Origin of the sequence: Kocuria rhizophila (assembly GCF_003667225.1) — a bacterium.
Taxonomy (GTDB): domain Bacteria; phylum Actinomycetota; class Actinomycetes; order Actinomycetales; family Micrococcaceae; genus Kocuria; species Kocuria rhizophila.
Map to the genome: position 1 here is coordinate 1 of NZ_RCOM01000074.1, position 12,588 is coordinate 12,588.

Genomic DNA, 12,588 nt, shown 5'->3' on the forward strand with positions numbered 1-12,588 from the left:
CGGACTTCGCGCGCGACCCGGACGTGCGCCGCCTGCTCGGCAGCGAGGACCCCGCCACGTGGATCGTGCGCGGCCAGGGCCTCGTGGGCCTCGGGCGCACCGCGGCCTACCGGGTGCGCGGCGGCACGCGGTTCACGTCCGCGCGGGTGTGGTGGGACGCCGTGCGGGACTCCGCGCGCGTCACGGACGAGGTGCGGCGCCCTGGCACCGGGCTGCTGGCCTTCGGTGCGTTCGCGTTCGCCCCGTCCTCCACCGTGGACTCCGGGCTCATGGTGCCCGAGCTCGTGGTGAGCACCAGCGGGGACACCGCCTGGCTCACGCTCGTCACCACCGACCCCTCCCCCACGGTCTCGGACCTCGACGCCGCCTGGCGACGTCTCGCGCGCGTCACCCCCGCCGGGCACGCTGCCCCCGCCGGGCACGACGCCGCCGCGCCGCCTCGCGCGGATGCCGGCCGGGCGGCGTCGTCGCACCCCACGGCGGTGCCCGGTGCGCTGGACGAGGAGCAGTGGATGGCGGCCGTGGCGGACGGCGTGGGCATGATCCGCGCCGGAGAGCTGGACAAGCTCGTGCTCGCGCGGGACGTGGTGGTGGACACCGGCGCGGACATCGACCTGGGCGGGGTGCTCGGGCGGCTGAGCGAGCGCTTCGACACGTGCTGGACGTACTGCGTGCGCCTGGGCGAGGAGGACTCGCCGTGCGCGGGGCGCCTGCTCGGCGCCACCCCGGAGATGCTCATCCGCGTGCACCGCGGCACCGCGACGGCCCGTGTGCTCGCGGGGACCCTGGACCGCCAGGACCTCCCCGAGGGTGCGAACCCGGAGGACTTCGCGGGCACCGAGCTGGGCGGGTCCGAGAAGCAGCAGCGCGAGCACCGCTTTGCCGTGGACTCCCTGGTGGCAGGACTGTCCCCGTACGCGGACGAGGTCTCCGGCGGCGAGCACCCGTTCATCCTGGCGCTGCCCAACGTGTGGCACCTGGCCTCGGACGTCACCGCGCAGCTGCGCACCGGCGTGGACGGCACCCTGCCCTCCGCGCTGGAGCTCGCGGAGGCCGTGCACCCCACCGCCGCGGTGTGCGGAACCCCCACCGAGACCGCGGGCGCGGTCATCGAGGACCTCGAACGCATGGACCGCGGCCTCTACGCGGGCCCCGTGGGCTGGCTCGACGGCGCCGGCAACGGCGAGTGGGGCATCGCCCTGCGCGGGGCGGTCCAGCTGGACGGGCACCGGGCGCGGGTGAGCGCGGGCTGCGGGATCGTGGCGGAGTCCGATCCGCGGGCCGAGCTCGCCGAGACGTGGGCCAAGCTGCGTCCCATGCTGGAGGCGCTGCCCGCGCGCAGCCAGGGGTAGCGGATCCGGCCGGGGCCAGAAGCCGCATAGTACGATCGCCACAGGTCCAGGCCACTCGACGAGGAGTCCCCATGCCAGCGCCACGTCGCACTGCATCCGCGGTCGCCGCCGTCTGCGTGGCCACCGTGGTGCTGGCCGGTTGCGGGTCCTCCCCGCAGGACCGGGCCCAGCAGAGCCCTTCCCCCGAGGCCTTCCGTGTCTGCACCAACTCCCCCTACGCCCCGTTCGAGTTCGAGCGCGACGGCGAGACCGTGGGGTTCGACATGTCCCTGGGCCACGAGATCGCCCGGGACATGGGCCGCACACTCACCGTGGTGCAGGCGGACTTCCACACCCTGGAATCCGGTGAGGCCCTGAACGAGGGACGGTGTGACGCCGCCATCTCCGGGATGACCATCACCGAACGGCGCCGTGAGGTCGTGGACTTCTCGCAGCCCTACTTCAACGACCAGATCGCGCTGCTGACCACCAGGGGCTCCGGGATCACGAGCTTCAGCTCCGTGGGCACCAAGACCGTGGGAGTTCAGCACGCCACCTCCGGTGAGAAGTACGCGCGGGACAAGAAGCTGAAGGTGCGCGAGTTCGAGGATCTGGACCGGATGTTCTCGGCCCTGCAGGGCGGTCAGGTCAAGGCGGTCTCCGGAAACATCTCCACGCTCTCCCAGGAGGCCAAGAAGCGCCCGGAGCTGCGGCTCGTGCAGACCGTGGACACCAACGAGAACCTCGGCATAGCCGTGAAGAAGGGCAACACCGCGGTCCTCGACGCCGTGAACCGCACCCTGGACCGGGTCACGAAGGACGGCACCGTGGACCGCCTCAGGCAGGAGTGGATGGGCATGTAGCACCCCCCGTGCGCACCTGCCCGGAGCCCGCCCGGCACCCCGGGCTGGTGGTGCTCAGCGCATCCCGGAGGGGCGCACGGAGATGACCTCCACCTCGGAGGTGCGCTCGGCGTCCACCGCCATGCGGACCGCCGCGGCGATCTGCTCGGGCTGGATCCACTCCTCCGGGCGGTACTCCTGGCCCATGTACTCGTGCAGCTGCTCCTGCATGTCCGTGGCCACACGGCCCGGGTGCACCGAGGCCACGCGCACGCCGTGCTCGCGCTCCTCCTCCCGCAGCGCGTCCGTGAGGGCACGCAGCGCGAACTTGGTGCCCGAGTACAGCGCCGAGGACGCCCGGGACGTGAACCCCGAGCCGGAGTTGATGGCCACCACGTCCCCCTGAGCCGCGCGCAGCTCGGGCAGGGTGAGCCGGGTCAGCTGCGCCACGGAGATCACGTTGACGTCGAAGATCTGCTCCCACATCTTGCGGGGCGCGTCCGCCACGAGGGACTGCGGGGCGATGCCCGCCGAGTGCACCAGGACGTTCAGGGCGCCGAACTCCTCCCGCAGGGGTGCCCAGGCGGCGGCCACCTGCTCGTCGTCGGTCACGTCCGCCACGAACGGGCGGGTCCCGGGGCCCACGCCGGCGAGCTCCGCGCGCACGCGCTCGACGTCCTCGGCGGAGCGTCCTCCCACGAACACCACGTGGTCGGCGGCGAGGTCCCGGGCGATGGCCCGGCCGATGCCGCGGGTGGCGCCCGTGACCAGGGCGGTGCGAGGGGTGCTCTGCTGTGCGGTCTGTTCACTCATGACGCCATGCTAACGAGCGGCCCCGCACCCCGCGCCAGCGGGGTCACCGCCGCGGCCGCGGCGCGGCTCAGCCGCCCGCGAGGTGCTCCTGCGCCGCCCGCGCTCCCGCCTGCCGCGCGGCCGCGTTGACGTCCCGCAGGGTCTCCCGGGACACCGGTACCTCGATGACTCTGCGGCCCCCCACGGGCTCCGCGAGCGCCGCGGTCAGGTCTTCAACCGTGTCCACGCGCACGTGCTCGACGCTGTACGCCGCGCACAGCCGCGCGACCCCCGCCCGGTGCGGGGTCCCGAAGAACCGCTCCACGGCCGCGGTGTAGCGCTCGTCCAGGCCCAGCCCTCCGTGCTCGAGGGTCTGGAAGATTCCCCCGCCGGAGTCGTTGACCACCACCAGGTGCGCGTCCGGAACCTGTTCCCCCGGGCCCACGAGCAGCCCGCCGGCGTCGTGCAGGAACGTGAGGTCTCCCATGACGGCGCGCACCGGGCGCCCGGTGCCCAGCCCCACGCCGAACGCGGTGGCCACCGTGCCGTCGATCCCAGCCAGACCCCGGTTCGCGATCACGGGCACGGGCGAGTCCGCCCGCGCCACGAGGTCCACGTCCCGCACCACCGTGGAGGAACCCACCACCAGCACGGAACCGTCCCGGCAGCTCGCGTCCCACACCGCGCGGGCCACGTGCAGCCGGGTCAGCTGCTCCTGGCCGTCCGCGTAGCGCAGCACCGCGGCGTCGGCGGCGTCCCCCGCCTCGCGCCACGCACCGAGCCAGCCCTCGGCCACGGTCCCGACGGCGCTCGCGGCCTCCGCGAAGCCACGCACCTCGGTCTCGGGGCGGCGCCCCGGCTCGAACCACGGTGCAGGCTCCGGGCGCACCGCCACCATCTGCACGCCGGGACGCTTGAGCAGGGCGGAGACCGCGCGGCTCAGGGTGGGCCGTCCCACGAGCACCACGGTGTCGACCTGCCGCCCGAGGGTGGTGTCCAGGAGGCTCTCGTAGGACGCGACCGCCTCCCCCTCGCGAGCGTTCGAGGAGGGCTCCGCAAGCAGGGGGATGCCGTGCTCGCGGGCGAATCGAGCGGCGGCCCGCCCGGCGCCGTCGCCCGCGAAGACCACGGGATGGGAAGGTGCTGAGGCCGTGCTCGAGTCGCGGAGCGGTGCGGTCGGGGCGCCGTCGGTCGACAGTTCGGCGGGCAGGAACGGTTCGGGAAGCACCGACCACGGGTGGGCCGTGAGATCGGAGGGGCCGTCGGGCCGGGTGCCGCGCAGCTCTGCGGCCAGTTCCCGGGCCCAGTCCTTAAGGTGCTCGTGGTCCTCGTCCAAGACGGGGTAGAGGGGGTCCCGCAGGGCGATGTTGAGCTGCACCGGACCCGGCGCGGCGTCCCGGCTTCCGGCCAGCGCGGCGAGCGGGGGCTGCAGGGCGGCGGCGATCTCGGCGCGCTGCTCGGCCTCGGTCCCGGTCCCGTCCGGGGGCAGCACGTCCACCTCCGCGCGCACGAAGGTGCTGAACATCCCGGGCTGGCGCGTGGTCTGGTTGGCACCGGTGCCGCGCAGCTCGGGCGGGCGGTCCGCGCTGAGCACCACCACGGGCACCCCCGCGTGGGAGGCCTCCATCACGGCGGGCAGCAGCTCACCCACGGCGGTGCCGCTCGTGGTGAGCACGCCGCACGGGTGGCCCGTGGAACGCGCGACCCCGAGGGCGGTGAACGCGGCGTCCCGCTCGTCGATCCGCACGTGCACGCTCAGCGCACCGCTCGCGTGGGCGGCGGCCGCGGCGTAGGCCAGCGGCGCAGAGCGCGAGCCGGGAGACACCACCAGGTGCCGCATTCCGCGCTCCGCGAGCGCGCGCAGAACCGTGGTGGCCGTGAGGATGCTGGGGGTGATCACCCTCCCGAGGGTACTCAGCCGCACCGACGCAGGCGGACCGGTCGACGGCGCCGGGCACGGCAGCCGCCCGGCGGCACCGCGGAACCGGAACGGGCGGCGCGACCGTCTCCTGCGGGCGCGACGGCGCCGGGCACGGCACGCACCCGGCGGCACCGTGGGACGGGACCGGGCGGCGTCGTCAGCCGGGGCTCAGATGGCCCACTCCCCCGCGTCCGCGCGGAGGCTGCCGAGCACGCCCGGGGTGTGGACGCTGTCGTCCTGGACCATGCCCGCGGCCTGGGTGCGCCCGGACTGCGGGTCGATCAGCAGGAACGAGCCGAGCGCGTGGGAGGCCGTGTACGCGGTGGTGAACAGGGGTTCGGCCACGCGGATGCTCACGCGCCCGATGTCGTTGAGCTCGAACGCGCCCACCGACTCCGCCGCGAGGCTCTCCAAGTTCAGTCGCCCGTCCAGCGAGCCGACGATGCCGCGGACCACGCGCGTGGTGTGCTTGAGCAGCACGCGCTGGCCCTCGCGCAGGGGGTTCTCATCGTCCAGCCAGCACACCACGGCATCCACAGTCTTGGAGCCCCGCGGTGCCTCGGCGGGCGCGGCGAGCAGGTCTCCGCGGCTGATGTCGATCTGGTCCGCGAGGCTCAGCGTGACGGACTGTCCCGCCACGGCGTGCTCGGCGGGGGCGCCGGCGACGTCGATGCGGGTGACCGTGGTGGTGCGCCCCGCGGGCTGGACCGCCACGGAATCGCCCACGGCCACGGTCCCGGAGGCGATCTGCCCCGCGTAGCCGCGGTAGTCCGTGAACTCCGGGGACACCGCCGCGGACTGCGGGCGGATCACGGTCTGCACGGGCAGCGCGAAGGGCTCGGAACGCGTGAGCTGCGACGAGTCCGGGAGGTTCTCCAGCCAGCCCAGTAGGGAGGGCCCCGCGTACCACGGGGTGGCCTCGGAGGTCTCCACCACGTTGTCCCCGCGAAGTGCTGAGACCGGGATGGTCTGCAGGTCCAGCACGCCCAGCTCGTCCGCGAGCGCGTGCAGATCCCGCTCCAGTGCCTCGAAGGCGTCCTGGGCGTCCGCCACCAGGTCGATCTTGTTGACCGCCACGATCAGGTGCGGCACACCCAGCAGCGCGGCCACGGCCAGGTGGCGGCGGGTCTGCTCCACGATCCCGTGGGTCACGTCCACCAGCACGATCAGCGCGTCCGCCGTGGAGGCGCCCGTGACGGTGTTGCGGGTGTACTGCACGTGCCCGGGGCAGTCGGCCAGGATGAAGCTGCGGGCGGGGGTCGCGAAGTAGCGGTAGGCCACGTCAATGGTGATCCCCTGCTCGCGCTCCGCCCGCAGCCCGTCGGTCAGCAGCGCCAGGTCCGCGGAGCTCAGCCCGCGGGACTCGCTGACCCGCTCGATGGCCTCCAGCTGGTCCACCAGGATGTTCTTGGTGTCGTGCAGCAGCCGCCCCACCAGGGTGGACTTGCCGTCGTCCACGCTGCCGGCCGTGGCGATGCGCAGCAGGCTCGCTTGGTTCTCGGTGCTCATCTCTAGAAGTAGCCCTCTCGCTTGCGGTCCTCCATGGCGGCCTCGGACACGCGGTCGTCCGCGCGGGTGGCCCCGCGCTCGGTGAGCGTGCTGGTCCTGACCTCGGCCAGCACGTCCTGTGCGGTCGCGGCCGGGGACTCGACGGCGCCCGTGCAGCTCATGTCCCCCACCGTCCGGTAGCGCACGGTGCGTGTCTGCACGGTCTCGCCCTCGCGCGGGCTCACGTGCTCGCCCACGGCCAGCCACATGCCGTCCCGGCTCACCACGTCCCGCTCGTGGGCGTAGTAGAGGGAGGGCAGCTCGATGCCCTGCTCGGTGATGTAGGACCAGATGTCCAGCTCGGTCCAGTTGGACAGCGGGAACACCCGCACGTGCTCCCCGGGGCGGTGGCGCGTGTTGTACAGGCTCCACAGCTCCGGGCGCTGGTTGCGGGGGTCCCACTGGCCGAACTCGTCCCGCAGGCTGATGATCCGCTCCTTGGCGCGGGCCTTCTCCTCGTCCCGCCGGGCGCCGCCGTAGACCACGTCGTGGCGGCCCTCGGTGATGGCGTCCAGCAGGGGCACGGTCTGGAGCTGGTTCCGGGTGCCGTCCGGGCGCTCCGTGAGGCGGCCGTCGTCGATGTAGTCCTGGACCCTCGCGACCTCCAGGCGAATGTGCAGGCGCTCCACCGTGCGGTCCCGGAACTCCAGGACCTCCGGGAAGTTGTGCCCGGTGTCCACGTGCAGCACGGGGAACGGGATGGGTGCCGGCCAGAAGGCCTTGGCGGCCAGGTGCAGCATGACCACGGAGTCCTTGCCGCCGGAGAACAGCAGCACGGGGCGCTCGCCCTCCGCCGCGGTCTCCCGGAAGATGTGGATGGACTCGGCCTCGAGCCGCTGCAGCTGGGTCAGCGCAGTATCAGTGGGGGCAGTGGTGGTGCTCACAGGTGGATCCCGCATTCTGTCTTGCCCACGCCGGACCAGCGTCCGGCGCGGGGGTCTTCTCCGGGGGCGACCTTCCGCGTGCACGGGGCGCACCCGATGGACGGGTAGCCCTGGCTCAGCAGCGGATTGACCACCACCAGGTTCTCCTCGGCGTACGCGACCACGTGGTCGAAGGTCCAGTCCACGATGGCGTTGATCTTCACCATTTGATGGTGCTCGTCCCACTCCACGGGCGCGGCGTTCGCGCGGTGCGGCGTCTCTTCACGACGCAGCCCGGTCACCCACGCCTCGTAGCCCGCCAGAGCCTTGTCCAGCGGGGCCACCTTGCGCATCCCGCAGCACAGCCCCGGGTCACGGTCGTGGAGCTGGGCACCGTACTTGGCGTCCTGCTCGGGGACGGTGAGCTCGGGCAGCAGGGTGCGCACGTTCACGGGCCAGTCCTGCGCGAACTGGTCCCGGGTCTGCAGCGTCTCCGGGAAGTGGTAGCCGGTCTCCAGGAACAGCACGTCCACGTTCTTGAGGTGCGTGCTCACGAGCGCGGGCACCACGGTGTCCGAGGCCATCGAGCACGCCACGGCCAGCTTCTTCCCGAAGGTCTTCGCGGCCCACGCGAGGACCTCGTCCGGGTCCGCGTCCCGCTCGCCGAAGCGCTGCTGCGCATCCGCCACGAGGGCCTTCAGCTCCTCGGTGGAGCGGGTGCGCCCCGGGGAGGTCGTCACGTCAGTGGTGGTCATGTCAGGGAATCCTCCTCGGCGCCAAGCGCCCATTCGGCGAACGACTGTTCGGGGTCGCGCTCCCGCAGGAAGGTGCGGGTCACGCGCTCCACGTAGTCGGAGAGGTCGTCCGCGGTGACCTTCAGTCCGCGCACGGTGCGGCCCAGGCCGCCCTCCTCGCGGTCCGGCGAGGCGAGGCCGCCGCCCAGGTGCACCTGGAAGACGTACTCCTCCCCGATGTACTGGCCCTTGAGCCCGATGTCCGCGGTCTGGATGCGGGCGCACGAGTTGGGGCAGCCGTTGATGTGCAGGGAGATGGGCGTGGGGATCTCCACGTCCGCGAGCCGCTGCTCCATGTCGTCGATCACCCGGGCGGCCAGGCCCTTGGTCTCCACGAATGCGAGCTTGCAGAACTCGATGCCCGTGCAGGCAATGGTCGAGCGGCGGAACGGGCTGGGCTTCGCGTGCAGCCCCAGGGGCTGGACGGCCTCGATCAACCCGTCCACGTTGTCCTCGGGCACGTCCAGCACCAGCACTTTCTGGTGCGGGGTCAGACGGATGCGCCGGGAACCGGCGGCCTCGGCGGCGTCGGCCAGGGCCACGAGCGCGTCCCCGGAGAGCCGGCCCGCGGTGAGCGCGAAGCCCACGTACCGGTTGCCGTCCACCTGTGCGTGCACGCCCACGTGGTCCGAGTGGCCCACCGCGCGCTCGGGGGCGGGGCCGTCCGGCAGCTCGAACCCCAGGTACTCGTCCTGCAGCACCTGCCGGAACCGCTCCGGGCCCCACTCGGCCAGCAGGAACTTGAGGCGGGCCTTGGTGCGCTGCTTGCGGTAGCCGTAGTCACGGAAGATCCCGCACACCCCGGCCCACACGGGCACCACGTTCTCGCGGGAGACAAACGCGCCCAGGCGCTCGCCGAGCCGCGGCGCCACGGACAGCGCCCCGCCCACCCACAGGTCGTATCCGGGGCCCAGCTCGGGGTGGTTCACGCCCACGAAGCTGACGTCGTTGATCTCGTGCACCACGTCCAGCGTGGGGCTGCCGGTGATCGCGGTCTTGAACTTGCGCGGCAGGTTCACGTACTCGGGGTTGCCGATGAACTCCTCGCGCAGCGCGGCCAGCTCCGGCGAGGGGTCGATGATGGCGTTCTTCTCCACACCGGCCACGGGGCTGCCAAGGAACACGCGCGGGGTGTCACCGCAGGCCTCCAGGGTGGTCAGGCCCACGGCCTCCAGGCGCTCCCAGATCTCGGGGACGTCCTCGATGCGGATCCAGTGCAGCTGGATGTTCTGCCGGTCCGAGACGTCCGCGGTGCCGCGCGCGAACTCGCGGGAGATCTCCCCCAGCACGCGCGCCTGCTCGGTGCTCAGCTGCCCGCCGTCCAGGCGGATGCGCTGCATGAAGTACTCGTCAGAGAGGGACTCGGCGTCCAGCTTGGAGGTGCTGGCACCCTCCACACCCTGCTTGCGCTGCGTGTACAGGCCCAGCCAGCGGAACCGCCCGTGGACGTCGTCCGCGGGGATCGAGGCGTAGCCGGTCTTCGAGTACTCCTCGATGATCCGCTGCTGCACGTTGAGCGAGTTCTCCTCCGCCTTGAACTCCTCGTTGTGGTTCAGGGGCGTGCGCCCGCTGACCTTCCACTGGCCCAGATCGGTGCCCTTACGAGGTCCGCGCACGCGTCCGGACGCGCTCTTGGGGGGCGCGGTCCCGGTGTCTGCGGAGGTGGTCATGGGGTGCTCCTTGGGTGAGAGGGAGGCGAGTCGTTCCAACGTACAGACCGCGCGGTAACCCCCACGAACCCCCGTCACAAACACGTCACATACCCGGCGTCCTCGCACGTCACACCCGGTTTTCGAACCACGACGACGCCGCTCGGCCGGGTTTCCGGCGGGCCGCACCGGACTGCGGAAGGCGCGCGGGCGGCGTCGTCCGCCGGGCATGGAAAAGCGGGCGGGACCGCGGCTGTCCGCGATCCCGCCCGCCTGCTCAGGCCGAGCCGGAGAGTCTCAGCTCTCGTAGCTCTTGGGAGCCTGCTGCGCGCGCTGCTGCAGCTCCTGGGTGGACTTGTCCTCGTAGCCGCGGTACTTGGGCCCGGTCTGGCCGTTCTTGCGCTTCTTGCCCTGGTTCTCGCCCTTGCCCGGCTGGTCGCTCACGCCGCCCGGGAACTGGGGCTTGTTGTTCCGGTTCTTGCGGAAGACCTGGACCACGGAGGGGCGGGGCATCGAGAACTCGCCCGGCTCCAGGCGCGTGGGCAGGGCGTAGTCCGGGAAGTACGAGCGGGGCTGCTCGAACGTGCCGTCCTCACCCGGGTGCTGCACGGAGATGTAGACCATGCCCTCGGTGTCGTGGATCACCGGGCCGCAGGTCTCGGCGTCCTGCGGGACGGACAGGAACTGCTGCACGCGGCCGCGCTCCGAGCCGTTGAGGGTCACCTTGAACAGGCCGTCGTTGTAGCCGATCTTGGAGGGCGCGCCGTCCGTGGAGATCCACAGGTTGCCGGCTTTGTCGAACGCCACGTTGTCCGGGCAGGAGATCGGGGAGACCTTCTCCTTGGGGAACCCGCCGAAGTACGTGCCGGAGTCCTTGGTGGGGTCGCCGCACACCAGCAGCAGGTTCCAGTCGAAGCGCGTGGCCTGGGGGAGGTTGTGGCGCTCGGTGAGCTCCAGGACGTAGCCGTCCCGGTTGCCGGTCTTCGGATTGGCCTCGTCCACGCCAGCCTTGCCCGCCTTGCCGCGGTCCGAGTTGTTGGTCAGCGCCGCGTACACCTTGCCGGTGTGGGGGCTGGGCTCCACGTCCTCGGGGCGGTCCATCTTGGTGGCCCCGGCCTTGTCCGCGGCCAGGCGGGTGTAGACGAGCACCTCCTCCACGGACATGCCCTTGATCATGGACTTGCCGCCCTTGACCAGCGGCAGCCACTCGCCGGAGCCGTCGAACTCGCCGTCCCTGGGCAGGGTGCCGCCCCCGGTGATCTGCTTCTTGGGCGAGTTGCCCTTGAGCCTGGCCACGTAGAGGTCGCCCTCGGACAGGAGGGTCATGTTGTGCTTTTTGTCGCCCTTCTTGTACTTCTTGGCGGAGACGAACTTGTAGATGTACTCGAACTTCTCATCGTCACCGGAGTACGCCACCACGGTGCCGTCGTCGCCCACGCGCACGTTGGCGCCCTCGTGCTTGAAGCGGCCCATTGCGGTGTGCTTGAGCGGGGCGGAGTTCGGGTTCTGGGGGTCGATCTCCACCACCCAGCCGAAGCGGTTGGGCTCGTTCTTGTACCCCGGGATGCGGGCGTCGAAGCGCTTCTCCACCTCGGGCCAGCGGCGGGAGGGCATGGTGGTGGGGAAGCCGTAGCGCTTCTCCTCGGCGGTGCCGGAGGTGATGAAGTACTGGTGGATGTTCTCCTCGCCGGAGAGCACGGTGCCCCACGGGGTCACGCCGCCCGAGCAGTTGTTCTGGGTGCCCAGCACGCGCTTGCCCGTGGGGTCGTCCTGCGTCTTGAGCAGGTACGAGCCGGCCGCGGGGCCGTCCACCACGAACGGGGTGGTCAGGGTGATGCGCCGGTTGCGGGCACCGCCGCGCACGTAGGTCCAGGGCTCCCCCACCTTGGCGCGGGTGATCTCCACGACCGACATGCCGTGGGCCTGAATGGCGGTCTTCACCATGTTGGTCAGGTTGGTCTTCTCGTAGCCCGTGGGGAACATGGTGTTCTCGTTGGTGTACTCGTGGTTGTTCACCAGCACACCCGTGAGCCCGTTGGGGTCCGGGATGATGTCCAGGTAGTCGGAGTTGTAGCCGAACTGCTTGGCCTGCGCCTCCGGGGTCTGGTTCTTGGGGTCGAACTCCGGGGAGTCGTAGAACAGGGGGTCGCCCCAGCGGATGATGGGCGACCAGTCGTAGCCCTTGGGGACGTTGAGATCGTCCACCGTCATGTTCACCGGCTTGATGGGGGTGAAGTCCAGGCGGGCCTTGCCTTTGCCCCAGTAGCCGTACGTGGCCTCCGCGGGCTGGGCGGTGGCGGCCACCAGACCCACCGTGACGGCTCCGGCGGCACCGAGCCCGAGGGCGGCGCGGCGGGTCATCGCGGCGGAGATGACGTCCTGCACGTACTCGTTGCCGGAGGTGTTGGTGTCCGGGGTGGTGCACTGGCTGCCGCACTTGAGCTCGCACGTGAGCGGGCTGCGCTTGCCGTTCACGTGGCCCAGCATGGGCAGGAGACGGCGGCGTTCGGGTGCTTGGGTCATGGAGTGGCTCCCTGGGTGAGACATGCGTCCGTGCATGTCAGCGAGTGTTTCCGCCCATCACCTCAGCACCCCGGTGTGATCACGCCACGACCAGAGGGCAAACATCGGGTTAACCAGGGCGGATTCAACTGGTTGTCGCAACACCCTGATCGTGAGGGTGTGTGGTGGGACGAGATCCAGAGGAATCAGCGGTGCCGACGGGTGCGCGTCGACAGTGGCAAGCGGATCGGGCGATCAGACCGAAGCTGCGGTCGCCGGGGCATCCGAAGTACCGCCGGGATGTCGAGTCAGCGTTCTGGGATCAGATAGCGCTGGGATTGCTGGC

At 71.4% G+C, this 12,588-nt stretch carries 9 protein-coding genes; 2 read left to right on the top strand and 7 right to left on the bottom strand.

The features are described 5' to 3' along the window. Both D9R02_RS09505 and D9R02_RS09510 read left to right on the top strand, forming a co-directional pair. The coding region (locus tag D9R02_RS09505) for an isochorismate synthase (RefSeq protein WP_121566811.1) at window positions 1-1,352 on the top strand (1,352 nt) is incomplete at its 5' end. A 71-nt stretch (window positions 1,353-1,423) separates the two neighbouring features. Further along, window positions 1,424-2,194, top strand: a complete 771-nt coding sequence (locus D9R02_RS09510) for an ABC transporter substrate-binding protein (RefSeq protein WP_102613096.1) — start codon at window positions 1,424-1,426, stop codon at window positions 2,192-2,194. Between the two features lie 54 nt (window positions 2,195-2,248). On the opposite strand, the gene D9R02_RS09515 is transcribed toward D9R02_RS09510, so the two are convergent. The 7 genes from D9R02_RS09515 to D9R02_RS09545 all read right to left on the bottom strand — a co-directional run bounded on the left by D9R02_RS09515 (window position 2,249) and on the right by D9R02_RS09545 (window position 12,263). Further along, the gene (locus D9R02_RS09515; RefSeq protein WP_102613097.1) at window positions 2,249-2,986 is read right to left on the bottom strand and encodes an SDR family oxidoreductase; all 738 of its coding nucleotides are present in this window, start codon (window positions 2,984-2,986) and stop codon (window positions 2,249-2,251) included. Between the two features lie 67 nt (window positions 2,987-3,053). After that, on the bottom strand, window positions 3,054-4,865 hold the full coding sequence (gene menD, locus D9R02_RS09520; protein ID WP_121566812.1) for a 2-succinyl-5-enolpyruvyl-6-hydroxy-3-cyclohexene-1-carboxylic-acid synthase: 1,812 nt from the start codon (window positions 4,863-4,865) through the stop codon (window positions 3,054-3,056). A gap of 189 nt (window positions 4,866-5,054) precedes the next feature. Beyond that, on the bottom strand, window positions 5,055-6,395 hold the full coding sequence (locus tag D9R02_RS09525) for a sulfate adenylyltransferase subunit 1 (protein ID WP_102613099.1): 1,341 nt from the start codon (window positions 6,393-6,395) through the stop codon (window positions 5,055-5,057). 2 nt (window positions 6,396-6,397) lie between these two features. Next, window positions 6,398-7,333: a sulfate adenylyltransferase subunit CysD gene (gene cysD / locus D9R02_RS09530; RefSeq protein ID WP_121241194.1), complete on the bottom strand. Its 936-nt coding sequence runs from the start codon at window positions 7,331-7,333 to the stop codon at window positions 6,398-6,400. Beyond that, complete coding sequence (locus tag D9R02_RS09535; protein ID WP_019311228.1) at window positions 7,315-8,052, bottom strand: phosphoadenylyl-sulfate reductase; 738 nt, start codon at window positions 8,050-8,052, stop codon at window positions 7,315-7,317. Before D9R02_RS09535 ends, cysD begins: the two co-directional genes overlap by 19 nt. Continuing rightward, window positions 8,049-9,761, bottom strand: coding sequence for a nitrite/sulfite reductase (locus tag D9R02_RS09540; protein ID WP_019311229.1), 1,713 nt, complete (start codon window positions 9,759-9,761; stop codon window positions 8,049-8,051). Before D9R02_RS09540 ends, D9R02_RS09535 begins: the two co-directional genes overlap by 4 nt. Before the next feature lie 276 nt (window positions 9,762-10,037). Then, window positions 10,038-12,263, bottom strand: coding sequence for a PhoX family protein (locus D9R02_RS09545; protein WP_019311230.1), 2,226 nt, complete (start codon window positions 12,261-12,263; stop codon window positions 10,038-10,040). Between the last annotated feature and the right edge of the window lie 325 nt (window positions 12,264-12,588).